Here is a 24,674-nt window from a genome sequence, read left to right on the forward strand (position 1 = left end):
CAGAAGGGCGGGCCCGCGAGCAGGCCCGGCCCTTCGAACGCATGGTCAGCTGTCCGGTCGACTCTCCGGTCAGCGGACGAAAGAGATCTCCGGGTACTTGTCGGCGGGCCCGTCGAGCAGGGTGCTGTGCTTGTGACGCAGCGTCTGGTCGAAGAAGGCGGCGAGATAGACGCGCTGAACCTGGACCGCCCGGGCCGGGTCGATCGTGCCGTACTGCTGCTCGATCTGATCCTGGGAGAGCCCGAGCAGGCCCGCCTCCTGCGGCACCATCCACTCCTGGTCGCAGAACGACAGGTGCGCCGCGCCGTGGAGCTTGATGTCGACCCGGTACCCCTTCAGATGCGACCACAGCGTGCGCCACGAAGCGTCGTTGTTGCGGTTGTGGGTGCCCGAGCTGAAGAGCATGAAGGGGCGGTCCAGATCCTTGCTCGGCGCCGTCCCGAAGAACTGGCCGTCCAGGTCGGCACCGGCACCGATCCGCTTGTCGAGCTGCATGGCGGTGTCGACCGCCCCGCCGCCCAGCGACCAGCCGAACATCCCGATCCGGGACATGTCCACGTTCTTCGACAGCCCGGAGGGCAGCGTCGCGTGGCCGTAGTCCGGGTTGCCGCCGGTGCTGATCTTGCCGAGGGCGTTGATGACAAACTTGATGTCGGCCGCGCGGATCTTGAGCGTGTCGGAGGAGTGGGTGCCCGGCGGCATCCTGTTGTACTCGACACGGTTGCCGGGGAACTGCACCTCGTTGGCGTCGTGGGTGTGGTCGACGGTGACGACGAGGTAGCCGCGGCTGGCGAGGTCCTGGGCGAGCGCGGTGCCCTGCGCGCGGTCCGAGTGCAGCCCGGTCGAGTACAGCAGGACGGGCAGCTTGCCGAGCGAGGTCTTCACCGGGGCGAGGACATGGCCCGCGGTCTTCGGCAGGGTCACCTGCTGCGGCGACATCCCGTGCGTGGTGAGGTAGTGGGCCCCGGAGAGCGAAGGCATCCACGGCGCCTGATAGTGCCCGGACGTGGCGGTGGCCGGATACCAGAGCGACACCATCACCTCGCGCTTGCCGCCCACATACGGATCCGTACGGGACGAGTCGACGAGATGCAGGCCGACCATGCCCACGCTGTTCGGCCCGGTCGGCGCGGGCATCTTGAGCTGCAGAGGGGACGCGGCCGTGCGGCCGGCCGCGAAGGCCTCAGGGTGTGCTGACTTCCGGGGCAGCAGCCCCTCGTCGTTCTCGGGCGCCCAGTTCGGTTGCGGGTCGGGCTCGTCGGGCGAGAACCCGGTCGCCGTAGGCGTGGCCGACGTCTTCCCGGCGGCCATCGCCGGCGTTATCCCCACGCCCAGCGTGACGGCCAGCGCACCCGCCGAACCGACCGCTCTGGCGATCGCTCTGCTACGTGGACGCGGGCGGCGGTGCTTCATGAAACCCCCTGATCGGTCAGCGACCGCAGAACGCGCGATCGACTGCCGCACACCGTACCGCTACGGCGAGGGACGGACTCACGCGCACTGTCTCTGCCCCAGTAGCGGCTCCATCCCCTGAGGTATGGCTTGAGCTCCTCCGGCGTGGGTTCACGTATGTGCCGCGTCTTTGGAAGCCTGCTCAACCCGATCGCTGAGAAGACCGCCGAGCGGGCGGTTGCCCTGGCAGAGATCCACGGTGAACGGTGCGCTCGCTCACCCGCGACGCGGACGCCGAGCTGGGTTGTCTGGAGACGCGGGATCAGGAGGCCGCTTCGCGGGCGGGCATGGTGGTCCGACGCATAGCCGCGCCCGGAACTATGTTGCCCCACCAGATGTGCCCCTGACCTGCGCCTTCCTACAGTGTGCGAACACGTACCCGTCCCCACCGCACATGAGGAAGTAGCGCACATGGCCTCCGGAACCACCGCTCCCCCACCACCCACGAACCTTCGTCGCATCGTCGCCGCCAGCCTCATCGGCACCACCATCGAGTGGTACGACAACTCATTCGATCGGGGCCAGGACCTGCGGGTTTGACTGATCTCGAGCGTTCGAGTCAGCACCAAACCAGCACCGGGATCTCCCCGTGCTGGCACAGGTCCACCAGACGATCCAGGGCGCACCTGCGACGCACTCCGGCCAACCTCGGCCAGCGGTAACAGACCGTATTCATAGAGCGGCGGTCGCTGATGCAGTCAGCCTCCCCTTGGACGTGTCCAACGCGGTTCATTCGATCGAGCTGCCCTTGAGCACGCAGGGGGGCCTCGCCTCGTGTCGCGTGTCCCGCCAGCAAGGAGACGCGGTCTCGTGCAGCGCTTCGCCCTGCAGCGGCAGAACGAGCTGGGTCCTGAGGCTGAGTACGTCGTCCAACACCGACCTCAAGCGCTCAGGAGCGTCGGGCAGGACGTGCGCATAAGTCTGGTAGGTCGTTCGCGAATCACTGTGACCGAGCCATACCGCCATGTCCGTCACGGGTACGCCCTTGGCGAGGCCGACCGAAGCGAAGAAGTGCCGCAGCCAAAGCGGCGTGATCTTCCGAGAGACACCCGCGGCCTTCTGGCCGCGTTCCAGAGCCGATGCACCAGCGCGTACATCAGGATGTTCGTTCGCCCGATGTTGGCGAACAGGTAGTCCCCGGGCATGCGGTTCGGGCTGTCTGCGACACGGAAGGTTCTGTGCCTCCGGATGTGCTCGCGGACCTTGGCCGCGACCGTGCCCGGCAGCGGCACGAGGCGCCCTTCACCCGGCGCGCGCCACTTGAGGTGCCGGATCCGATGCGCCCGGCCCCCGCCCTGCACGGCGGTACCCGGACGTCCTCGCCGGCCGACCGTCGGCGCGGCAGCGTCCTGCGTGATCTGCCGGTCCCACGAGCAGCATGCCGGACACAAAGTCGAGCTGCTGCAGGCAAACTGCGCTCGCCTCCCCATTCCGCAGCCCGCATCCAGCCATCAACCACACCAACAGCTGGTAGGGGGCCGGAAGATGCTCCGCGATGGCCACAACTTCGGCCAGCGCCGGCAGCCGCACCGCCTGTCGCCTGCCCCGCCTGTTGTAATGGCGGCTCGTGCTCCAGCCCCGGGACGGATCCCTGACCAGGTAGCCGTTGGCGACGGCGTACCCGAGCACCACGCGCAAGATCCCGTACCGATTTACCACCGTGCTGCGCGCGTAGCCGCACTCCTCAACCATCCACGCCAGCCGGCCCCGAAGGTCCTTGGGCTTCAGAGACCCGATGGTGCGGTGCCCGAAATACGGTTCAATATGCAGGCGCAGGCTCGCCTCGTACTGATATCGCGTGGAACCCGCATACGGCCCGCTGCCGATGTACTCGCGATACACGTCAACCAAGGATCGTGACGACCCGAATACGCTGGCACGGGTACTGAGAAGCTTCCGTAGGGGATCGCCCTCGGCTGGTCGTTGGTGGTGAACGTGTGGCAGTCCACCTTGATCGCGTTCTTGCCCGGTCGCCAGGTGCGACCGGGCCGGTCCCGGTTGCCGAGCCATTCCTTGGCCTTGGTGTCGACGCTGATCACCGGCTGGGCATCGTTGAGGAACGTGGCGGCGGTGGCATTCAGGTGGGCGAACTGGGCATCGCGGTCCGGATGGCTGATGCCTTCTGTTGTCTTCGCGGTTCCCTGCAGGCTGTAGCCCAGGGTGTGCAGCAGGTGTCCGACAGTTGAAGCGCTGATCGGGTGGCCCTGTGTGGTGAGGGTCGAGGCCAGGGCCCGTAACGACAGCGTGGTGCACCGCAACGGGGAGACGGGGTCGCCTCGGGTGTGCGGCTCGATCAGCGACTCCAGCGCGGGCAGCAGACCACGGTCGGTGTCTGTCAGCCGCTTGCGGCCCGCACCTGGAGCCCGGACCCGCAGGGTCGGTGAGGAGTAACCGGCCAACTCGGCCAAGCCTCGCGCGATGGTTGCCGTGCTGGTGCCGGAGGCGGCGGCGACCCGGACGATCCCGCCGCGGCCGAGGGCCGTCGCCTCACTGGTCAGGTACAACCGACGGCGACGCTCATCGAAGTGCGGCAGATCTGATCGAACTTGGCCCGCAGAGCACGAGCGGCAACGCGGCCTGACAGACACGGAGTCATATCTCAGACTCCCACCAACACCCCTCTGCCGAGCACCTATTGAAATACGGGCGGGGTCGTCTGCCCGGCCCACTCCGCGATCGTCCAGCAGTTCTTGCGCGGCAGGTCCGACAGCAGGCCCAGCACCAACCGCCCGGCCCGCAGCCGGGGTTCGACCCGGGCGAACCGGCCCGCGATTCGGTCCATGACCACCTCGTTCGTGTTCACAAACGACGATGATCAACGGTGGCCGTACCCGCGCCCGGACCTGCAAGATCACGATCTACAGCTGGAGTACCAAGCCGGGGCGAGCCGGGCACACGCCAGGGCCCTGGGGAGCGAAACCCTCTGATGTATCGATCTTGACGCGGCCCTGAACGCCCCGGTACGTTACGCGTCCAGTGATCTTCGGGATCAAATGATTGGACGACATGGGGATTCGCAAAAATATGCGGAGCGTTCTGATTACCGGGATTCTGCTTGGGGCATCCATCTTCACGCCAGCCACTCAGGCTGGCGCTGCAGCTGGGCAGTACCACTTGAACCTCGGTCAGAAGCTGACCGTCGGGAAGTGCATCGTGTCCACTGCTGGGCAGCGCGGGGCTGTCGCAAAGCTTTGCATGGGCAATTACGCCAACGCGCTCATCTACTACAAAGGTGTTCTCGTGGATGAGTTCGGACCGAATCACGTGACGTCGGCTCAGCCCAGGGCCTACATCACGCTCGCGTCCGACCACAACGTCAAGATTTATAAGTACTCCGGTGGGCCACTTCTGTTCAACAGCAGGACCGCCGGGAAATTCCCGGCGACCCAGCTGTGGATCGACTCCTGCGCGGCTCTTCCCTACTGGAACGTCGCCCTGGTCAAGCCTGGAAGCTTCAACTGGCCCTGGAAGGGCGAACACTGCGTCGGCTAGTTGTACCCGGCCACCCCGATCTGACAGTTGTCAACCTTGCCTGGGGCCCGTATTTCAATACAACGAGTACCCTCCGGGTGGACGACCGTCGACCGTTCACGGAGCAACGCCGACACCGCCTGGAATTCGACCGGCAGAACAGTCAGGATAACTACGTCCGGGCTCGGCCCCATGTCCCCCACCTCAACCAGGGTGAAAGGTTCTCCGCAACACCAGCTTGGCCGGGGAACTCCGCTGTCCTCGGCGCTGCAGCACCGGTTGTGACGCCGCCGCAGGCCGGGGCGGCGGCCTGCGGCGCTCCGTGTCGGTCGGAGTGACGTGAGCCGAGCGTCAGCAGCGTGAGGACGACTGAACGGTTGCCTTCGACGGGGCCGGGGACCAGGGTCCCATCAGCCGCGACTTCTCCGAAGGTCCCATGGCCGAACTCCTCACCGACAAGCCGACCTCGCACCCCTGGGCGGGCGTTCTCTGCGCTTCGGGAGTCTCAGCAGCAGCTTCGCTAGACGTAGCTGGGGACGCGCTCGTAGTACCGGTTCATGGTCGGCGTCGTATGAATCGCTCCCACGATTGACCCGCCTGAAAACGATGTCGAAGTGATCGAACTGCCCGTCATCAAACGACACCCCGTCATCCCCAAGCTGACGGAGTAGTTTGTGCTCATCCACCGGCGGCTCGATCTCCTCGCTCTGCCAGCCGCGAGGGCCGTACAGGTAGTCGAAGTACCAGGTGAAGCCACCGCGCTTGTCGTCATAGAACACACCTCGGGGGCGGATCTCATGACCGACCGGCAGCTCGATCGAGGCGGCCCTGTCCAGACGTTCGGCAACACTGCCAAGCTGGAACCCCAGTGCGCTGCCGTGCCGGTTGGCGATACGGATGTAGAAGCCGCGCGTGATACCGATGAAACGGTTCGGCTCACCCGTGGCAAAGATCCTCCATCCGCTGGCCTCACCCGACATACGTGACCTCGGGAGTCACCCCCGCGCCGGGAAGGCATGGGCGCCCGGGGTGTGTTGCCGCCTACTGGTAGCAGTTGCCGCTGCACAGAACGGTGACCGTGCCGCCCTCGCTGTCCGCCGCGGGGGTGCCGTGGGTGATGGCCGTGGGGGTCTTGCTGGTCTTGCAGGGCATGGGTGCGGCCATGGCCTGGGTTCCCAAGGTGGTGAAGGCCGCGGTGGCCACGAACACAGCGGCCAGTGCCCGCTTGCGCAGATGCATCTGAACTCCTTGACCGATCAGTGAGGTTGGGCTGTCGGCGCTTCTTCCGTCACTCCGAACGGTCAGAACGTAGGTTCTGCCAGAGGACAACCGCCAACGTTTCGAACTCCATCGAAACGTTGGCGGCCGAGGCTCTCTCCCGGCTTCGGCCCGTTCGTTCCCTTCAGGCGAAGGGGTGCCTCTGCTCCAGCAGCGCGATGCCCAGTGACGTGACGGTGTGGAGGACCGCCTTGCCTTCGCGTCGGGTGGTGACCAGGTGGGCATTGCGCAGCACTGTCGCGTGGTGGCTCGCGGTTGCCGGCGAGATGTTCAGGCGGCGGGCCAAATCCGTGGTGCTGCATCCGCCGACGGCCGCTCTCAGCACCGCGGCCCGGGTGCGTCCCAGCAGATCGTCGAGTGACTGGGTGGTGAACTCGCCGGCGCCCTCCCACAGTGCGGTGTCGAGTGAGGTCCCGCTGAGAGTGGGGACGGCCAGGGTGGGGGCCTTGGCCGGGTCCAGTGGCGGGTACCAAAGTCCGACCTGTGGTGTGGAGAACACCGTCGGCGCGATGACGAGGCCTCGCCCATTCAAGTGGATGTCTGCATTGTGCGAGTGGGCCAATTCGAGCACGGGCGGCCGCCAGCGGACGAACGGACTGCCGAGTGCGGTGAGGAGCTGTTCGACTCCATCATCGGCCATCGTGCCCGCGTACGCGGCCCGGGTCTCGTTCAGATGGGAGCGCACCCTGCTCCAGTAGGGGGCGACGGTGACGCTGTTGCATGCCCTGAGCGCTGTGGCCACCTGGAGGCGAGTTTCCCGGTCGCCGTCCATCAGGGACCGGGCCCAGGATCGGTGTGAGGGGTGGAAGTCGATGTTCTCCAGTTCGAGGCGCATCAGGGCACGGGGAGCCGCCATGAAGTTGTCCACCGCCTCGTCGATGGAAGCCGTGTCTCCCATCAGACTCATCGCGTCGATCAGCGGACCACGTTTGGGTAGCAACGCGGCGAGTGGGCCGGCCTGTTCGCCCAGCCGTCCACGCACCGACACGTGCCAGCGGCGGAAGGCGAGACTCGTGTTGCGGTCTTTCAACAGCTTCACACTGTCGAACGTCTCCGCCGCCACGCCGATAGTCCTGGCCACGCGGGTCCGCGCCAGGTCCTCCGCCGTGAAGTGAATGCGTTTCACCGAGCGCCCCGTCCTACGCTTCGCTGTTTGCCCCACAGCAGTCTCAGTTCTGGACGGAAATCACGCAATGATCAATCTGGCCACAGCACGGTCGACCCGGATCGCAAACAGGTACTCACCTTGTTCTTTATGGTGTGAGTCGGTTTCGTTCGGTGATGCTCTCGGGTCGTTTCACGGTCTTGCCCACGTCGTAGTGGGTGGCGGGCCGCCGGTTCTTCGAGCCAAGTGGCCGTCCCGGGCCGGGTGTTGAGGGTTTTGGTGCACGAGCAGGGCAGTGCAGGTGCGGGCGGAGGTTCCGAAATCCCCGGCGGACTCGGGCCGGGGTGAGCCGGCCGGGCTCGGCGGACTTCTCCCACGGCCGCCGCAGGTCGGCGGTTGCCCCGCGCAGGAGGCGGATCTGGGTGTGCGCGGCGATGATCAGCCAGGTCCAGCGCTCGCCGGCCTCGGGGGTTCGCAGCCTCGGACGGGTCCAGCCGAGGGTCTGTTTCATCAGCCTGAAGAGGTGCTCGATGTCGAACCTGCGTAGAAACGCCTGCCAGCGCACGTCGACGTCCTCGCTGTCCAGGCCGGTGGCGGACGAACCAGAGCCAGAGCGGGAGCGGGTCGCCTCCGCCGGGCAGGCGGTCGACCTGGAGGCGGATCAACGTGCCTTCGATGACGGGGAGTTCGCCGGTGTGATCGATCCAGGCGGAGCGGGTGGTCAGGCGGGGGTGGATGCGGTCCCAGGCCATCGCGTGGGTGGTGCCGTACCGGTCGGTGACCTGCGTCGTGGCCGCGTCCGGCTCACCCCAGGTGTCCAGCTCGGCGAAGCGGAACTCCTTGCCGTGCTTCGGCGGTCGCCCGCCCTGGGGATAGGCCAGGGCGTACTCCTTGAGCGTGGGCGTCGGCCGTCGCATGACGCGGTCGGAGCGCATCCGTCCGAGTACTTCGACCGGGAGGCCGGTCAGGAGGTGGGCCATGCGCGGGGCGTCGTAGCCGGCGTCGAAGACGATGAGGATGTTGCGGTCGCCGGCGTGCCAGCGGCCCAACTCGATCAGGTCCTCGACCACACGGCGGAGCTGGGCGGCGGTGACCTCGGCGACGTCGTCCTCGGGGCCGAGACGGACGGCGTCCAGGAGCTGGCACCAGGACGTCCGGCCCGATTCGAGGGCGGCGACGAAGGAGTACGGCCAGCCGGGGATGAACTGGTCCGAGGACCGACCGCTGCGACCGTAGACGTGGCAGAACAGGCGGTCCACGCTGGTCGGCGCGTCGGGGCGGAGCCAGTTGCTGACGTCGACCGCCAGCACCAGGCGGCCGTCGGCGGCCTGCGGCATCGGCAGGCCGGCCAACACCTGCCGCAGCCGGGGCACGTCCACGTTCCCGCAGTTCAGCGCCTCGTACATCGCGCCGTGCCAGTGTGGACCGAGGACGCGTCATGCCCGATAGACCACGATGTCGTTGCCGCGGTGGATGACGCCTTGAGCGCCCTGAAAGCGGCGGGCACGAAGGTCGAAGTACGGCCACCAGCCTGCCCGTCGACATGACGACCAGTCATGCCCTGTTCCAGCGCCTGCTCTTCGGCGCCTTCACCTACGACCGGTCCGGACTGACAGCGACCTCCAACGCCGCGACCCTCGCGCGTCTTGTCCAACACCCTCGTGGAGAGGCGCTGGCCGCGGTGAGAGGAACCTTCCAGTCCCACTACAGCTGGCTGCAAGCGGACGTTGCGCGCCATGAACTCCGGCACCGGTGGGCCGAGTTCTTCCGTGAGTTCGTCGTCCTGCTCATGCCGGTGACTCCGACCACGGCGCCGCCTCATCACACCAAGCCGATCGACAGGTTCGGCCGACGGATCCAGGTGGACGGGCATTCCCGTTCCTACTGGGATCAGGTCAAGTGGAGCGCCATCGCCAATGTGGCCGGCTCTCCGGCGACGACCATCCCCGTCCGAACGGGCCGGGACGGTCTGCCCGTCAGGCTGCAGGTGATGGGGCCGAGCGGCGGCGACCTCACGACCATCAAGTTCGCCGAGCTCCTGGGCCGGGAAGTCGAGGGCTACCAGCCCCCTCCGGCCTTCGCGTGACGATCAGCCGCCCGTCCTCGCATGGGTGAACGGCCACCGGATCGGCCCGCACGGTTTCACTCGCCGTCGGGCACCATCGAGACCACGACCTTGCCGGCCTTGGTGCGGCCCTGCTCGACGTACGCCATCGCCTCGAGCGTCTGGTCGAAGGGGAAGGTGCTGTCGATGACCGGGCGGAGCTTCCCGCTGTCGTAGAGGGCGCCGAGCTTGCGCAGCTGGGAGCCGTTGGCCTGCATGAAGAGGAACTCGTAGCGCACGCCCAGTGCCTTGGCCTGCTTGCGGATCTTGCGGCTGAGGGTGTTCATGACCAGGCCCAGGACGGAGGGTGCGCCGAGCTGCTTGGCGAAACCGGCGTCGGGCGGGCCGACGACACTGATGGCCAGGCCGCCGGGCTTCAGTACGGTCAGTGACTTCTCGAGGTTCGCCCCGCCCAGGGAGTCCAGCACCAGGTCGTAGCCCGAGAGCACCTTGGAGAAGTCTTCCTTGGTGTAGTCGACGACGACGTCGGCGCCGAGGCTCCTGACCAACTCCTCGGACCTGGTGTTCGCGGTCGTCGCCACCGTGGCGCCGAGGTGCTTGGCGAGCTGGATGACTGTCGACCCGAGGCCGCCGGCTCCGGCGTGGACGAGCACTTTCTGCCCCGGCTTCACGTGCGCGCGCTCGACGAGTATCTGCCAGGCGGTCAGGGCCACCAGCGGCACCGCGGCCGCCTCCTCCAGGGAGAGTGAGGCCGGCTTGGGGGCGACATCGTCCGCGTCGATCGCGATGTACTCCGCGAAGCCCCCGACCCGCAGGTCGCGCGGGCGGGCGTAGACCTCGTCGCCGACCTTGAAGCCGTGCACGGCGGAGCCGACCTGTGTCACGACACCGGCCACGTCGTGGCCGAGCACGAACGGGCGCTTGTACTTCAGGATCTGCTTGAACTCCCCGTTGCGGACCATCTTGTCCAGCGGGTTGATGCTGGCGGCGCTCACTCTGACCAGAACGTCGCGGGCTCCGACGATGGGCTCGGGCACGTCGGCGGCGCGGGCGCCGTCCTTGCCGTACTTCTCGACGACGAATGCCTTCATGGCGGCCGCCCTTCTGCGTGGGTGTCTCGGTGGTCGGTGTGATTCCTGGGACGGGTCCCCTGTGCGCCTGCTTCTCGTCTGCGGCAGGGGTGACGTGCCGATCATGACGGTACTAGCTGAGTATGGAAAAGTAAACTCAGAGGAGGTTAGAATCACCCCCATGGACGCAACGACCGAAGCCCTGCAGGACGACGCCGGCACGTTTCCCCATCTCGACCGGGACACGTCGAACTGCTCGATCGCCCGAACCCTTGAGGTCGTGGGCGAGAAGTGGACGATCCTGATCCTGCGCGAGGTCTGGTACGGCTCGTCCCGTTTCAGCGAGTTCGAACGCGTCCTCGGCTGTCCTCGCAACCTCCTCGCGGCGCGACTCAAGATGCTCGTGGAGGAAGGGATCCTGGCCACCGAGACCTACAAGGAGCCGGGCTCGCGGAGCCGGCCGAAGTACGTGATCACACCCAAGGGCGTGGATCTGGTCCCGGCCGTGATGGGGCTCCTGCAGTGGGGGGACCGCTACCGCGCCGACCCGGAGGGCCCCGCCATGCTGTCCCGGCACCGTGGATGCGGCGCGCACGTCGACGCCCAGATCCGCTGCGAGCAGGGCCACGCCGTACAGCCGGAAGACATCGAGAGCATCCCCGGCCCCGCTTTTCGCCTGAGGCCTGCCGAGTGAACTGAGCTCGGTGGCGCCGGGAGTTCGCGACGGGCTGGGTCCGTCCAGGTGCGCTCGCGCTCGCCCGGTCCGGCCCGGTCCTCTGCGAGCCGGTACGGCGTGGCATGGTGCCGACGCATTGCCCACCAGGGGGCGGTGGAGTTGCACAGCACGAGGTCGGTACCCACCTCCGTGTGCTCCATGGGCAGCTTCCGCCCCTCGATGGGGACAGAGGCGGTGGTCCACGAGGCGCCCTGCTGAGGCGAATTGAGGCTCCGGTCGTGCGGAGTCGCCGCCGACCTGCGGATTCCGGCGACTTGGGACCGGCCACACCACCCGGCGGGACGCCATCTGAGGCCATCGCACCGATGTGGGCGGCCGGCAGTCGCAGGACCTTCTCCAGGCCGGGTGAATCAAACTGGGCGCCGTGGTGAGGACGCACACCGGGTGGCACACACGGCCAGCCGTCGCACACGGTGACGTAGTAGCCGAGGAACTTGCCCGTGCGCACCAGCGCATGCCCAGGTACGCGTTGAACGGATGTCCGATCGCGGCTGCGATGTCGGCCCGTACGGCCGGTGGCGCAGCCGTGAGCGGGGTGTCGCGCACGCCTTGCGCACCGGGGCGCGGATCGTCGCCGTCCGAGAGGGGGAGTTCCGCCCACGCCCCGAAGCGGAGCGGGATCAGGCCGGATCGACGAAGATGTCGAGGGCGAGATCCCCGTCGAAGCCGGCAGGGCTGTACCCGGAGAGGTCGGCGACGCCTTCGTCCGACAGGACCTCGTCGTCGATGAACAGGTTGCCGGTGCACTTGCGCGCGTCACGCGTGAGGACGGCGTACGCGGCGTCAGCCATGATCCGCGGCGACACGTCACCTCCAGGACCTCGGGATCGGCCCCGGCGATGTCGTGGCTCTCAAGCTCACCAATCGCGTGGAGTTCGTGCTTCTGCTGTTCGCCGCCTGGCGGCTCGGCGCCACCATTACGCCGGTCAACCCGAGCATGACCGACGTCGAAGTGGCCCGACAGCTCAAGGACTCCGGCGCACGCCTCCTGGTGGTCGAGGACGGTCAGGCCCCCGTGGCGGACGGAACTGCCGTCCTCGCCGTCAACGAACTGCGCGACATCGGAGCGGCGGAACCGGATGAAGCCCCCCTTCCGGACCCGTCCGCACTGGCCCTGCTCATCTACACCAGTGGCACGACCGGGGTTCCCAAAGGGGCGATGCTCGACCACGCCAACATCGACGCCATGGCGGACATGGGGCGTCGGGCGCTGGAGGTCGGGCCGGCCGACCGATGCCTGCTGATCCTGCCGCTCTTCCACGTCAACGGCATCGTGGTCAGCATCCTCGTACCGTTGCTGGCGGGCGCGAGCGTCGCCATCGCCGACCGGTTCAATCCCCAGACGTTCTTCGACGTGGTCGAGCGAGAGCGTCCCACCTTCTTCAGCGCCGTGCCGACGATCTACAGCATGCTCGCGGCGCTTCCGGACCAGGTCCGCCCCGACACTTCGTCCCTGCGCTTCGGAGTCTGCGGCGCGGTACCCGCCTCCGCCGAGCTGCTGACCCGGTTCGAGGCCCGTTACGGGTTTCCGCTCGTCGAGGGGTACGGGCTGTCCGAGGGAACCTGCGGATCCACCATGAATCCTGTCGCGGGCCCTCGCCGCGCCGGAACCGTGGGACTGCCCTTCCCCGGCCGGGAGATCCGGATCGTCGACGCCGACGGCAGCGAGGTGCCGCCGGGCGGGGACGGAGAGGTCGTCGTGCGGGGCCCCAACGTCATGCGGGGCTGTCTCGGCCGCCCGGAGGAGACAGCCAGGGTCATCGTCGACGGCTGGCTGCACACCGGCGACGTGGGCCGGCTCGACGCCGACGGATACCTGACCCTGGTCGGACGTTCGAAAGACATGATCATCCGGGGTGGGGAGAACATCTACCCCAAGGAGATCGAGGACGTCCTCGTCGGTGACCCGTCGGTGCTCGAGGCCGCCGTGATCGGCGTCCCCGACGAGAAATGGGGAGAGGTCGTCGTCGCCTACGTCCAGGCCCGACCGGGTTCGACCGTCGATCCGTCGGCACTGCAGTCCCTCTGCGCGCGCAGCCTCACCGGCTTCAAGCGCCCGACCGCGTTCTTCGTGGTGGATGCCATCGCGAAGAACGCGGTCGGCAAGATCGACAAGGTCTCGCTGCGCGCTGCCCACGCCGAGGTCTCCGCGCGGTCCTGACCTCCACGGATGGCGCTTGGGGCCGTCTCCGGTGGCGGCCCTCGGCTCCGTGTCAGGGACCGAGTCCAGATCCGGGACCCCCAGAACTTCGCGAGCTTCGCCACTCGCCCGGCCTGCCCGGGACATCCGCGGAGTTGCTCGCAAGGATGGCCCAGCCCTATCGGTGCGCTCGCTCCCAGGCCGCTCCGGCCGGAGCAGGTCGGTAAGGAGACACCATCAAGATCCGGACCATACAGGGACCAGCTCCCGCCAACTCTCTGCAAACCCCGCATTCGCGCAGGTCAGCGCCATACGTGCGATGTACCACCAGCAGGCGAAGAACCTCCTGGCACCGTGTGCATCGACTGCCCTGCAAGCGCGGGGGGGGGGAGCAGGGCCGAGCCGGGGCGCCCCGATCACCCGTCGCAGAACGACGCTCCGCGGTTAACCACCAAATGCCCGAGTTCAACGGAGCGTAGTCAGCACCAAGTCAGCACAGGAGCGACGAAGACAGGTGATGACGTGGGCTTTTAGTCAGCACCAAACCAGCACGGGAGTCAGCACGCCCCCGTCGAACCAACCCGATTTACGCAACACAGACAGGGCCCGTTCCTCCACCGACCAAGCCCCCAGGGTCGTCCTCCACGCACTGACATGGAGGCAACACGCACACCCCGCCCCCGAACTATGTAGTCCCACCACATGTGCCCCTGACCTGCAGATTCCTACCGTGTGCGAACACGTACCCGTCCCCACCGCACACGAGGAAGTGGCGAACATGGCCTCCGCAGCATCCGCTCCACCACCGCCCGCGAACCTCAAGCGCATCGTCGCCGCCAGCCTCATCGGCACCACCATCGAGTGGTACGACTTCTTCCTCTACGGTTCCGCTGCCGCGCTCGTCTTCAACAAGCTGTTCTTCCCGGACTCGGACCCCCTGGTCGGCACGCTCCTCTCCTTCCTGACGTACGCCGTCGGATTCGCCGCCCGTCCGCTGGGCGCACTCGTCTTCGGGCACTACGGCGACCGCATCGGACGCAAGAAACTGCTGGTGCTGAGTCTGCTGCTGATGGGCGGGGCGACGTTCGCGATCGGGTTGCTGCCGACGCACGCGACGGTCGGCGCAGCCGCACCCGTGCTGCTGACCACTCTGCGCCTGGTCCAGGGATTCGCGCTGGGCGGTGAGTGGGGCGGGGCCGTGTTGCTGGTGTCCGAGCACGGGGATGCCCGGCGGCGCGGTTTCTGGGCCTCGTGGCCGCAGACCGGCGCGCCCGCGGGGCAGTTGCTCGCCACCGGTGTGCTGTCCCTGCTGACGGCCGTGCTGTCGGACGACGCCTTCGTGTCCTGGGGCTGGCGGATCCCGTTCCTGCTCTCCGGCGTGCTGGTGATCGTCGGTTTGTGGATTCGTCTGTCTGTCGATGAATCGCCGGTGTTCCGGCAGGCGTTGGCGCAGGCCGAGGCCCGCAAGGCCGACCGGAGTGCGGAGGCGGAGAAGCTGCCGCTGGTGTCCGTACTGCGCCACCACTGGCGGGACGTGCTGGTCGCGATGGGCGCGCGCATGGCGGAGAACATCAGCTACTACGTCATCACCGCGTTCATCCTCGTCTACGCCACCACGTCGGCCGGCGTCTCCAAGCAGACCGCGCTCAACGCGGTGCTGATCGCATCGGCCGTGCACTTCGCGGTCATCCCGGCCTGGGGCGCGCTGTCGGACCGGGTCGGACGGCGTCCGGTGTATCTGCTGGGCGCGGTCGGCGTCGGGCTCTGGATGTTCCCGTTCTTCTCCCTCATCGACACCGGCGGCTTCGGCAACCTGATCCTCGCGGTCACCGTGGGCCTGGTGCTGCACGGCGCGATGTACGCACCCCAAGCCGCCTTCTTCTCCGAGATGTTCGCGACCCGGATGCGCTACTCGGGGGCCTCGATCGGCGCCCAGTTCGCCTCGGTCGCGGCGGGCGCCCCGGCACCCCTGATCGCCACCGCGCTGCTCGACGACTACGACAGCTCCACCCCGATCGCCCTGTACGTCATCGCCGCGGCCGTTCTGACGGTCCTCGCGGTGGGGGTCGCCAAGGAGACCCGCCACCGGGACCTGGCCGAGGTGGAACCGGCCGCGGGCGCGGACCATTCGACTGCCCCGGCGGACGCCCGCACCGTGTGACCCGCCGTCAGCCTCCCCCCGTACGCCTGGCGTACGGGGGTCAGTGCTGTGTGCGTGCCGACAACCGGTGCAGCCGCAGGGCGAGTTGGATCTCCAGGGCGCGGGCCGGGTCCTGCCAGTCGTCGCCCAGGAGACGGGCGACGCGCTCCAGGCGCTGCGCCACCGTGTTGACGTGGACGTGCAGTTCGTCCTTGGTGCGGGCGGGGCTCATGCCGCAGGTGAAGTAGGCGTCGAGGGTGTGCACGAGGTCGGTGCCGCGTCGTTCGTCGTAGGCGACGACCTGGCCGATGGTGCGGTCGACGAAGCCGGCGATGTCCCGGTCCCCGGCGAGCAGCAGGCCGAGGAAACCGAAGTCCTCGGCTGCGGCCCCGTCTCCGGGGCGACCGAGCAGTCGCAGGGCGTCCAGGCAGCGTCGGCCCTCCGCGTAGGCGGCGGCCGCGGTGTCGGGGTGGGCGGCGAGGTCCTGGACGGGGGCGGAGGCGCCGACGGTGACCGCCTCGTGGACTGCCGTGCCCAGCTGGTGGGCGGTGCGGCGGGCCAGGTCGGTGGCGGTGTCGCCGGGGGCCAGCGGCAGCAGCAGGACGGTGCCGCCGTCGCGGGCGGCCGCCAGGCCGTGCCGGGTCGCTGCGAGATGGGAGGCGGCGGACCACAGCCGGCGGCGGGCGGCCGCCTCCTGGTCGGCGTCGGGCGCGGTGCCGTCGAGTCGGGCGGCGAGCACCACGTGGGTGGCGTCGAGGTCGGCGTGCAGCCGGGACGCGCGCTCGCGCAGCAGGCGCGGGTCGCGGTCGCGGGCGTCGAGGAGGTCGTCCAACAGCTCGCCGCGGACGCGCTGTTCGGCCTCGGCGGCCGAGCGTCTGGCGAGCAGCAGCAGCGAGGTGACCATCGCGGCCCGTTCCAGGGTGAGCTGGTCGACGGGGTCGAGACCGGGGTGGCCGCGCAGGACGAGCGCGCCGAGCAGCTCGCCGCCGGCGGCCACGGCGGCGATCCAGTCGTCAGCGTGCCGTACGGCGTGCCCTTCGGCCCGGGAAGCCTCCAGGGGTGTTGCAGGCGCGTCGCCCGCCTCGGTGAACTCGACCGTGCCGTCGAGGACTTGGGAGACGGCCGCGGCCACGTCATGGACCCCGCCGCCGCGCAGCACCAGCTCCGCAAGCCGGTCGTGGACGTCGGAGGCGCGCTCGATGACGGCGCTGCGGTCCTGGATGATCTCGTTGGCGCGCTCCAGGCCGGCCAGGGCCGAGCGGGTCTCGGTGAGGAGGTTGGCGGTGTCGATGGCGGCCGCGGCCAGCGCGGCGAACGAGCCGAGCAGCGCGATCTGTTCCCGTTCGAAGACCCGGGCGCGCCGGTCGGCCGCGAACAGGACGCCGATGACGTGGTGGCCCAGCATCAGGGGCACGCCGAGGATGGCGACCAGGCCCTCGTCGCGCACACCGGCATCGATGGCGTGCGTGTGCTGGAAGCGGTCGTCCTCGAAGTAGTCGTCGGTGACATACGGGCGGGCCGTCTGGGCCACGAGGCCACCGAGCCCCTCCCCCATGCCGAGCCGCAGCTCCTGGAAGCGGGCGGCGACCGAGCCCTCGGTCACCCGCATGTAGGTGTCGCCGCGCTCCGGGTCGTTCAGGCTGAGGTAGGCGACGTCGGTGCCGAGCAGGGAGCGGGCGCGCTGCACGATCGCCTGCAGTACGGCGTCCAGGTCCCGCAGGCCCGCGAGGTCGTGGGCGGTCTCGAAGAGCGCGGACAGCTCGGCCTCGCGGCGGCGGCGCCCCTCCAGTTCCGCGCGCACGCGCAGCGCGAGCAGCTTGGCGTGCTCGAGCGCGGCGATCGCCTCGGCGCTCCGCCCCTCGGCGCGGGCCAGCAGCACCGGCTGCTCGTAGGCGTCGGCGGACGCACCCCTGGCCAGCAGCTGAAGGAACGGCGTCTCCGCGCCGGTGAGCGCCCCAGCTGCGGCTTCGGCATCGGTGCGCTCGGCGGACGGCACGTGATCGCGGGACATGCCCACAGGATTACTCATCCCGAGGCCGCCCCGTCAGCCCTGTGGACACCGTGCCTTTCCGGGGGCTGTGACATCGACGCCTCCGCCGCGGGCCCCCGGACCCCCAGCAGAGATGCAGGGCAGTCAGGACGGCCGGTACGGATGTCGCGAGGCGAACCTGCGTAACTCGTGGCTGCACCGGTGCCTGCCCGGTCAGTGTGCGGTCCAGCCGCCGTCGAGGGCCAGCGAGGTGCCGGTCACGAAGGAGGCCTGCGGGCTGCACAGATAGGCCACGGCCTCGGCGACCTCCTCCGGTTCGATGAGCCGTTTGACGGCGCTGTCCTGCAGCAGCACCTCCGTCAGGACGCGCTCCGCGGGAATGCCGTGCGCCTGCGCCTGGTCGGCGAGCTGCTTCTCGACCAGCGGGGTGCGCACATAGGCGGGGTTCACACAGTTCGAGGTGACGCCGTGGGGTGCGCCTTCGAGGGCGGCGGTCTTGGACAGGCCCTCCAGACCATGTTTGGCGGCCACATAGGCCGACTTGTAGGCCGAGGCGCGCAGTCCGTGGACGGAGGACACGTTGACGATGCGGCCCCACCCCTGGCCGTACATATGGGGCAGCGCTCCGCGGATGAGGCGGAAAGGTGCCTCCAGCATCACGGTGAGCACCGTGTGGAAGACCTCGGGCGGAAACTCCTCGATGGGGCGCACCAGCTGCAGCCCGGCGTTGTTGACCAGCACGTCGGTGCCTGCCGCGGCCAGTTCGGCGGCGTCGAGGTCGGTGAGGTCGAGGACCTGCGGTTCGACCGTGCCCGCGAGGCCCCGGGCCTGCTCGGCCAGCGTGTCCAGGCCCTCGGCGTCCCGGTCCACCGCTCTCACCTTGGCCCCGGCGGCCGCGAGGCGCAGCGCACAGGCGCGGCCGATGCCACCGGCGGCGCCGGTGACGAGGGCGGTGCGGCCGCCGAGGTCGAGGGAGGGGGCGGGGGGAGCCGGGAGGGCGCTGGGCGGGGTCATGTCTCGACCCTAAGCAGCAGCCCCGCCTCCCCACATGTGCTCATCGCCCATACTTCACTCGGAACTCATGGGCTCGAACCATGTGGGTTCGTCAGACAGGGCCTGCTTGATCCGGAAGTAGTGGTAGTCGGTCATGTCCGGCAGCTCGTCCAGGGCGAACCAGCCGACCGCCAAGGACTCGTCGTCGTTCACCCGGGCCTCGCCGTCGATGGCGCGGCAGCGGAAGCAGAGGTCCATGAACTGGCAGATGTCACCGTTGGGGTAGGTGACCTGCCGACCGGACCGGACCGTGATCAGCCGCTCGACGGCGACCTGGACCCCGGTCTCCTCCTGCACCTCGCGCACGAGGGCGGCGGCGGGCTGCTCACCTGGATCCGGGATGCCGGAGATCAGCGCCCACCGGTGGTTGTCCGCACGCTGCCCGAGCAGGACTCTGCCCTCGTCGTCGAAGACGACGGCGCTCACGCCGGGAAGCCAGAGCAGTTGGTGGCCTGCGGAGGCCCGGATCTCGCGGATGAAGTCAGGAGTTGCCATGACACCGACCCTAAGGGCCGGTGTCCCGATCCCGGCGCACTTCATGGGGCGTGCGCAGGGCGTACGGCTACACGTTCCGGGCGCGCCGCCCGCGTACGCCGGCGCCGATCGCCCAGCCGAGGCCGCCCGCGGCGACCAGCACCAGGGCGATCTCCGGCAGGATGCCCACCCGGGTGGCGGGCGTCTCCGAGGAGCGCAGCGGCACCTTCTGCACCAGGTGGGCGTGGACGAACATGCCGGTCTTCTGGGTGATCTTCCCGTCCGGCATGATGACCGCGCTGACGCCGCTGGTGACCGGCACGGTGACGGTCCGGCTGTGCTCCACGGCGCGGACGCGGGACATGGCGAGCTGCTGGTAGGTCATCTCGCTGCGGTCGAACGTCGCGTTGTTGCTCGGCACGGAGATCAGCTGCGCACCGTCGGTGACCTCGGAGCGCACGGCCCAGTCGAAGGCGGCCTCGTAGCAGGTGACCAGGCCGACCTTGGCGTGGTCCATGCTGAAGACACCCGGCTTGGTGCCCCGGCTGAAGTCCTGGCGGACCATCGAGGTCCAGTTGCTGTTGATCGCGCCGATGAAGGAGCGCAGCGGCAGGTACTCGCCGAAGGGCTGGATCTGCCGCTTGTCGTAGGTGTCGGTGGGGCCCTTCTTCGGGTCCCACAGGATCTGCTCGTTCCACAGCTTGCCGTCCCGCGCGACGACGCCGCCGACCGAGATGGGCACACCGATCGCCTTGGCCGCGCCGTCGATGACGGCGTACGCGTCGGCGTTGGCGAAGGGGTCGACGTCGGAGGAGTTCTCCGGCCACAGCACGAAGTCGGGCTTGGGCGTCTTGCCTGCCTTGACCTCGGCGGCCAGGCGCTTCGTCTCGCGCGCGTGGTAGTCGAGCACGGCGCGCCGCTGGGCGTTGAACTCCAGCCCGGAGCGCGGCACATTGCCCTGGATGAGCGCGACGGTCGCATAGCCGTCCTCGGCCTTGTCGCTGACCAGGGAACGGGCAGCGACCGCACCGACCACCGGGACGGCCACGCTCAGCAGGGCGACGGCCGCGGCCGACCGCTGGACGGCCCGGGTGCGCCGCGCATCCAGGGCGAGACGTACGACCTCGTAGAGGCCGAAGCCGCACAGCACGACCGCGAAGCCGAGTACCGGGGTGCCGCCCACCGCTGCCAGCGGCAGGAAGACGCCGTCGGCCTGACCGAATGCGATCTTGCCCCAGGGGAAGCCGTTGAACGGCACGCGCGCGCGTGCCGCCTCGCCCGCTATCCATACCGCTGCTGCCCACACCGGCCACGCGGGCAGCTTCGACACCACGGCGACGCCCGCTCCGACCAGCGCGATGAAGATCGCCTCGATCGCGACCAGCGCCAGCCAGGGAACGGAGCCGACCTCCACGCCGGTCCACACCAGCAACGGCAGCAGGAAACCGAGGCCGAAGAGGTAGCCGAGGCCGAGGCCCGCCTTCCAGGTGCGTCCGCGCAGCACCCAGCCGAAGAGGGCGAAGGCCGGAACGGCCAGCCACCACAGGGTGCGGGGCGGGAAACTGACGTAGAGCAGCACTCCGGAGAGCGCCGCGGCGAGGGCCGGAACCAGGCGTACGAGGCGCGCCGCGCGCGATGCGGGCGCGGTCTGCGGCTGCAACTGGTCCGACTCGTCCACGGAGGTTGCGGTGACGGTCACTCCGGGAGTGTACGGCGCGTGACCTTGACACGGACAGCGCGGTCCGCGGGGCGGCACGGGGCGCTGCGCGACGCAGGTGCCGCATCGTTCCTGCGCAACTCGGCCCAACTCATCCACAAAACGTCCATCAGCCGTTACGGTGTGCCCAGCCACAGTCGCGCGGCCGGTCACGGCCTCGGCGGCCTGGGTCGTGCGAGGTCGGGGGGCTTCGGTCCGGTTCGGGGGGCGGGGTGGGTTCCACAGGGATGACGTCTGAAGCCGGTCCTGGGGAGGTCGGCGAGAGACGAAACGTTTTTGACGCGGTGGGCGTGGTGGTGCTCGGGGCGTGTGCCACCTGGTCGCTGGTCACGGCGACCGTGCATGACGGCCGCCCCGAGGGTGTGCTGCTCGCGGTGCTTGCCGTGGCGGCCGGTTATGCCGCGGGGCGGATCTGCGGGGCGCTGCTGCCGGTGGCCGCGCCGTGTGCCGGGGCGCTGGCGGGGCTGGGCCTGGCGGTGGCCGTGCCGCACCTCGCCCCAGGGCCGCAGATCGTGGCACCGCTCGGACATGCCGGTGCCACTGCGGCACTGCTGACCCTGTGCGTGGGCGCTGCGTGCTGCGCGGCCTGGGCCGCCGACTCGCCGACCGGGCGGTTCGCCCTGGGGGCGCTGGCGGCCGGCATCACCGTGACCGCGGCCGTCCTGGGCTCGACCAGCGGTTTCGTCGTCTGTACCGCCGTGTTGCTGTGCTCGCTGGCTGCGGGCCGCATGCACAGCCGCGGAGCAGGTATCGCCGGACTCGCCCTCACCGCGGCCCTGGTCACGGGTCTGACCTGGGCCGTCGCCGCACATACCCTGCCCGAGGGACTGACCGCGTCCTTGGACGGCCCGCTCACCCCGCACCGCATCCAGCTGTGGCAGGACGCCCTGCATCTGGCGCACCGCAATGCAGCGCTGGGCGTGGGACCGGAGCGTTTCGGTGAACTGAGCACGACGGCCACCCGGACCCTGCTTTCGGACGGCAAGCCGCACTCGGCGCTGCTGCAGCAGGCCTCGGAACAGGGCGTCGTCGGCGTGGTGCTGCTGGGGGCGTCCTTCTGCTGGGTGCTGTATGCGCTGTGGCGGTCTCCTCGGTCCACGTCGGTGGTGCTCACTGCGGGGGCGGCCCTGACGGGACTCGCGGCGATCGCCGCGGTCGGCAACGCGCTGAGCTTCACCGCCGTGTCGGTCGGCGCGGGCCTTCTTGCCGGCCTGGCCACGGCCCGTCCGCTCGCCGAAGAGTCACCGCGGCAGGAGGCGGGCGTACGCCCGCGCCGTGACCGGCTCACACCATGACGGGGGTGCTCAGTGCAGTGCGCCGGTCGTGCCCGGACGCAGCCGGTCCTTGATGACCCGGACCGCGGCCTCGGCGTTGTCCACGGTGACCGTGAACGTGTGGCCGTCCCACAGGCGCAGGACGACGCCCTCGCCGCGCCGCACGACGACCGCGGTGCCCTTCTCGGGCCGCCACCGGTAGCCCCAGCCGCCCCAGTGGCGCGGGTTGACGTGCGCTGTGAATTCGGCGCCTGCGACATGAGAGAGGGGAATGCGGCGGCGCGGCACACCGATGTGGCCGCAGCGCACCTCGAGGCACTCCGTGTCCAGCTTCAGATCGACGTGCAGGAAGGCGAGCGTGCCGAAGAGGACCAGCAGCCCGGCGGCGATACAGCCGACGACGGCCATGACGAGCGGGACGATGCCCGACGTCCAGGCGGAGTCGACGGCCAGCTCGATGCCGAGGCCCATGACGGCCGCGCCGGCCAGCGCCGGCAGCCACTGGACCCGCTTGGTGGCGTGTCCGGTCCAGACGTCGGAGTGCTTGGCTTTCTCACCGTGGGGGTGGTCCCTCATGGATACGAGGTTACTCAGGTTTCGCTGCGCGGGCACCGAGTCGCGGAGTGTGACCGTGCCCACCGGGCGAAGCTCGGACCGCGGGCGTCTGTTTCGCGGCTTTCGGTCACCGTGCGGGACTGACCGCCTTGAGGAAACGTCCCTCTTCATAGGTCAGCGCGGTCTCCGGCAGCTCGGCCTCACGGCCGCTGAGTAGCACCGTGAGGGTGCCGTCGGCGGGGGCCTCGGGGGCGGGCTGCGCGCCGATCCTGCGCAGGCCCTGGGCGACGACCGCGCCGGCGGTGCCGTGCAGGATGAGCGGCGGCCGACCGGGCTGCTGCACGGCGGTGCGAATGCGCTCGGCGACCAGTTCGTAGTTGGTGCAGCCGAGGACGAGGGTCGTGATGTCGTCGGGGGTGCGTGCGGCGGCCGCGGCAATGGCGGCCTCCACCGCCGCCTCGTCGGCGTGGTGCACGGCGTCCGCAAGCCCGGGACAGGGCACTTCGGTGACGTCCACACCCGCGGCGAACTCGGCGATGAGACCCCGCTGGTAGGGGCTGCCCGTGGTGGCGGGGGTGGCCCAGATCGCGACGGGGCCGCCGCCCGCGGCGGCGGGCTTGATCGCGGGCACGGTGCCGATGATCGGCAGCTCCGGCTCGAAATGAGCGCGCAGCGCCGGAAGGGAGTGCACGGACGCGGTGTTGCAGGCGACGATCAAAACGTCGGGCTTGTGCGCCGCGGCAGCTCCGGCGACGTCCAGGGCGCGCTGGGTGATGTCCTCAGGGGTACGCGGTCCCCAGGGCATCCCGTCGGGGTCCCACGACAGGACGAGATCCGCGTCGGGCCGCAGACGGCGCGCCACGGCGGCGGCAGGCAGCAGACCGATTCCGGAGTCCATGAGCGCGATCTTCACCCGGCCACGATAGACGATGGGCCCTTGCGGGCAGGTCGGGTGGGGCAGACTGCGCGGGTGAGCGCCATCGTGTGGATCGCCGCCGTATCACTCGCCGCCTGGCTGTGGCTGCTGCTGTGTCAGGGCTTCTTTTGGCGCACGGACGTAAGGCTGCCGCCCCGCCGGGATCCCGACGAGTGGCCGTCGGTGTGCGTCGTCGTCCCCGCGCGTGACGAGGCCGCCGTGCTGCCCGCGAGCCTGCCGTCACTGCTCGCCCAGGAGTATCCGGGCCGGGCGGAGATCTTCCTGGTCGACGACGGCAGCTCGGACGGCACCGGGGAGCTGGCCCGCGAGCTGGCGGACACCCGCGGCGGACTGCCCCTGACCGTCTCCTCCCCCGGCGAACCGCCCGTCGGCTGGACGGGCAAGCTGTGGGCCGTGCGGCACGGCATCGACCTGGCACGCGCGCGTGGACCCGAATATCTGCTGCTGACGGACGCGGACATCGCGCACGCGCCGGACAGCCTGCGCGCATTGGTCGCCGCCGCGAGCAGCGGCGGCTTCGACGTCGTGACGCAGATGGCGCGGCTGCGGGTGGAGAGCCTGTGGGAGCGGCTCGTGGTGCCGGCCTTCGTCTATTTCTTCGCGCAGCTGTACCCGTTCCGCCGGATCGGCAGGAAGGGGACACGGACGGCGGCCGCCGCGGGTGGCTGCGTGCTGCTGCGCACCGAGGCCGCCGAGCGGGCGCGGATCCCGGACGCGATCCGGCACGCCGTCATCGACGACGTGGCGCTCGCGCGCGCGGTCAAGGGCAGCGGCGGACACATCTGGCTGGGACTGGCCGAGCGGGTGGACAGCGTGCGGCCCTATCCCCGGCTGCACGATCTGTGGCGGATGGTGTCACGCAGCGCGTACGCGCAGTTGCGGCACAACCCGCTGCTGCTGGTCGGGACGGTCGCCGGGCTGGTCCTGGTGTATCTGGTGCCGCCAGCGGCCCTGGTGGCAGGTCTGGCCGCCGGGGATGGGGCAGCGGGACTCGTCGGGGGTGCCGCGTGGCTGGTGATGACGGGAACGTATATCCCGATGCTCCGCTATTACCGCCAGCCGCTGTGGCTCGCTCCGCTGCTGCCGTTCACCGCGTTCCTCTATCTCCTGATGACTCTCGATTCCGCGGTGCAGCACTACAGGGGGCGCGGTGCGGCGTGGAAGGGCCGCACCTACGCCCGCCCGGACGCCGTCGCGGACGAGCACCCTCTCTAGTG

The 24,674-nt window shown here is 69.4% G+C and carries 20 protein-coding genes and 4 pseudogenes; 8 read left to right on the forward strand and 16 right to left on the reverse strand.

The window, feature by feature from the left end; genetic code table 11:
* Positions 1 to 69: 69 nt before the first annotated feature.
* From EDD92_RS04780 to EDD92_RS04795, 4 genes and pseudogenes are all read right to left on the reverse strand, one after another.
* Positions 70 to 1,311 carry a hydrolase gene (locus tag EDD92_RS04780; protein WP_123963145.1) on the reverse strand — a complete coding sequence of 414 codons (1,242 nt, stop codon included), beginning with the start codon at positions 1,309 to 1,311 and terminating at the stop codon, positions 70 to 72.
* Between the two features lie 870 nt (positions 1,312 to 2,181).
* Positions 2,182 to 2,526, reverse strand: coding sequence for a tyrosine-type recombinase/integrase (locus EDD92_RS52365; protein WP_123970267.1), 345 nt, complete (start codon positions 2,524 to 2,526; stop codon positions 2,182 to 2,184).
* Positions 2,527 to 3,335: 809 nt separating this feature from the next.
* Positions 3,336 to 4,048: pseudogene (locus EDD92_RS04790) on the reverse strand (ISAzo13 family transposase); the annotation flags it as partial.
* Between the two features lie 39 nt (positions 4,049 to 4,087).
* Positions 4,088 to 4,234: pseudogene (locus tag EDD92_RS04795) on the reverse strand (IS701 family transposase); the annotation flags it as partial.
* 224 nt (positions 4,235 to 4,458) lie between these two features.
* Between EDD92_RS04795 and EDD92_RS04800 the strand changes: the two are divergent.
* Positions 4,459 to 4,944: a hypothetical protein gene (locus EDD92_RS04800; RefSeq protein ID WP_123963146.1), complete on the forward strand. Its 486-nt coding sequence runs from the start codon at positions 4,459 to 4,461 to the stop codon at positions 4,942 to 4,944.
* Between the two features lie 428 nt (positions 4,945 to 5,372).
* Here the strand turns inward: EDD92_RS04800 and EDD92_RS04805 are convergent, their stop codons facing one another.
* The 4 genes and pseudogenes from EDD92_RS04805 to EDD92_RS04820 all read right to left on the reverse strand — a co-directional run.
* Positions 5,373 to 5,903 carry a hypothetical protein gene (locus EDD92_RS04805; RefSeq protein WP_123963147.1) on the reverse strand — a complete coding sequence of 177 codons (531 nt, stop codon included), beginning with the start codon at positions 5,901 to 5,903 and terminating at the stop codon, positions 5,373 to 5,375.
* A 61-nt stretch (positions 5,904 to 5,964) separates the two neighbouring features.
* Positions 5,965 to 6,162 (reverse strand): hypothetical protein, encoded by a 198-nt coding sequence (locus tag EDD92_RS04810; protein WP_123963148.1) that lies wholly within the window; start codon positions 6,160 to 6,162, stop codon positions 5,965 to 5,967.
* 163 nt (positions 6,163 to 6,325) lie between these two features.
* Positions 6,326 to 7,327: a helix-turn-helix transcriptional regulator gene (locus tag EDD92_RS04815; RefSeq protein ID WP_123963149.1), complete on the reverse strand. Its 1,002-nt coding sequence runs from the start codon at positions 7,325 to 7,327 to the stop codon at positions 6,326 to 6,328.
* A gap of 127 nt (positions 7,328 to 7,454) precedes the next feature.
* Positions 7,455 to 8,721: pseudogene (locus EDD92_RS04820) on the reverse strand (NF041680 family putative transposase); the annotation flags it as partial.
* Positions 8,722 to 8,849: 128 nt separating this feature from the next.
* On the opposite strand from EDD92_RS04820, the gene EDD92_RS04825 reads away from it, so the two are divergent.
* Entirely contained in the window at positions 8,850 to 9,392 is a 543-nt protein-coding gene (locus EDD92_RS04825) for an amidase family protein (protein WP_123963150.1), read from the forward strand.
* Positions 9,393 to 9,448: 56 nt separating this feature from the next.
* On the opposite strand, the gene EDD92_RS04830 is transcribed toward EDD92_RS04825, so the two are convergent.
* Positions 9,449 to 10,462, reverse strand: a complete 1,014-nt coding sequence (locus EDD92_RS04830) for an NADP-dependent oxidoreductase (protein ID WP_123963151.1) — start codon at positions 10,460 to 10,462, stop codon at positions 9,449 to 9,451.
* 160 nt (positions 10,463 to 10,622) lie between these two features.
* On the opposite strand from EDD92_RS04830, the gene EDD92_RS04835 reads away from it, so the two are divergent.
* Positions 10,623 to 11,135 (forward strand): helix-turn-helix domain-containing protein, encoded by a 513-nt coding sequence (locus tag EDD92_RS04835; protein WP_123963152.1) that lies wholly within the window; start codon positions 10,623 to 10,625, stop codon positions 11,133 to 11,135.
* Between the two features lie 662 nt (positions 11,136 to 11,797).
* On the opposite strand, the gene EDD92_RS04840 is transcribed toward EDD92_RS04835, so the two are convergent.
* Complete coding sequence (locus tag EDD92_RS04840; RefSeq protein WP_185123935.1) at positions 11,798 to 11,968, reverse strand: hypothetical protein; 171 nt, start codon at positions 11,966 to 11,968, stop codon at positions 11,798 to 11,800.
* A gap of 26 nt (positions 11,969 to 11,994) precedes the next feature.
* Here EDD92_RS04840 and EDD92_RS04845 point away from each other — a divergent pair.
* The 3 genes and pseudogenes from EDD92_RS04845 to EDD92_RS04850 all read left to right on the forward strand — a co-directional run.
* Positions 11,995 to 12,891, forward strand: a pseudogene (locus tag EDD92_RS04845) (class I adenylate-forming enzyme family protein); the annotation flags it as partial.
* Between the two features lie 129 nt (positions 12,892 to 13,020).
* The gene (locus EDD92_RS50875; RefSeq protein WP_260327279.1) at positions 13,021 to 13,338 is read left to right on the forward strand and encodes an AMP-binding enzyme; all 318 of its coding nucleotides are present in this window, start codon (positions 13,021 to 13,023) and stop codon (positions 13,336 to 13,338) included.
* 757 nt (positions 13,339 to 14,095) lie between these two features.
* Positions 14,096 to 15,478, forward strand: a complete 1,383-nt coding sequence (locus EDD92_RS04850; protein ID WP_123963154.1) for an MFS transporter — start codon at positions 14,096 to 14,098, stop codon at positions 15,476 to 15,478.
* 40 nt (positions 15,479 to 15,518) lie between these two features.
* On the opposite strand, the gene EDD92_RS04855 is transcribed toward EDD92_RS04850, so the two are convergent.
* The 4 genes from EDD92_RS04855 to lnt form a co-directional block, all read right to left on the reverse strand.
* Positions 15,519 to 17,468, reverse strand: coding sequence for a GAF domain-containing protein (locus EDD92_RS04855; protein ID WP_123963155.1), 1,950 nt, complete (start codon positions 17,466 to 17,468; stop codon positions 15,519 to 15,521).
* Between the two features lie 192 nt (positions 17,469 to 17,660).
* Positions 17,661 to 18,461, reverse strand: a complete 801-nt coding sequence (locus EDD92_RS04860; RefSeq protein ID WP_123963156.1) for a 3-hydroxybutyrate dehydrogenase — start codon at positions 18,459 to 18,461, stop codon at positions 17,661 to 17,663.
* 54 nt (positions 18,462 to 18,515) lie between these two features.
* Positions 18,516 to 18,995, reverse strand: coding sequence for an NUDIX domain-containing protein (locus EDD92_RS04865; protein WP_123963157.1), 480 nt, complete (start codon positions 18,993 to 18,995; stop codon positions 18,516 to 18,518).
* Between the two features lie 67 nt (positions 18,996 to 19,062).
* Positions 19,063 to 20,673 carry an apolipoprotein N-acyltransferase gene (gene lnt, locus EDD92_RS04870; RefSeq protein WP_123963158.1) on the reverse strand — a complete coding sequence of 537 codons (1,611 nt, stop codon included), beginning with the start codon at positions 20,671 to 20,673 and terminating at the stop codon, positions 19,063 to 19,065.
* Positions 20,674 to 20,918: 245 nt separating this feature from the next.
* On the opposite strand from lnt, the gene EDD92_RS04875 reads away from it, so the two are divergent.
* Positions 20,919 to 21,986, forward strand: coding sequence for an O-antigen ligase (locus tag EDD92_RS04875; protein ID WP_123963159.1), 1,068 nt, complete (start codon positions 20,919 to 20,921; stop codon positions 21,984 to 21,986).
* A 9-nt stretch (positions 21,987 to 21,995) separates the two neighbouring features.
* Here EDD92_RS04875 and EDD92_RS04880 read toward each other — a convergent pair whose 3' ends face one another.
* Together EDD92_RS04880 and EDD92_RS04885 are read right to left on the reverse strand one after the other, a co-directional pair.
* Positions 21,996 to 22,541 carry a hypothetical protein gene (locus tag EDD92_RS04880; RefSeq protein ID WP_123963160.1) on the reverse strand — a complete coding sequence of 182 codons (546 nt, stop codon included), beginning with the start codon at positions 22,539 to 22,541 and terminating at the stop codon, positions 21,996 to 21,998.
* 106 nt (positions 22,542 to 22,647) lie between these two features.
* Positions 22,648 to 23,433: a glutamate racemase gene (locus EDD92_RS04885; protein WP_123963161.1), complete on the reverse strand. Its 786-nt coding sequence runs from the start codon at positions 23,431 to 23,433 to the stop codon at positions 22,648 to 22,650.
* 39 nt (positions 23,434 to 23,472) lie between these two features.
* Between EDD92_RS04885 and EDD92_RS04890 the strand changes: the two genes are divergently transcribed.
* Positions 23,473 to 24,672: a glycosyltransferase gene (locus EDD92_RS04890; RefSeq protein ID WP_123963162.1), complete on the forward strand. Its 1,200-nt coding sequence runs from the start codon at positions 23,473 to 23,475 to the stop codon at positions 24,670 to 24,672.
* Positions 24,673 to 24,674: the final 2 nt, after the last annotated feature.

This window comes from Streptomyces sp. TLI_185, assembly GCF_003814765.1.
Classification (GTDB): domain Bacteria; phylum Actinomycetota; class Actinomycetes; order Streptomycetales; family Streptomycetaceae; genus Streptomyces.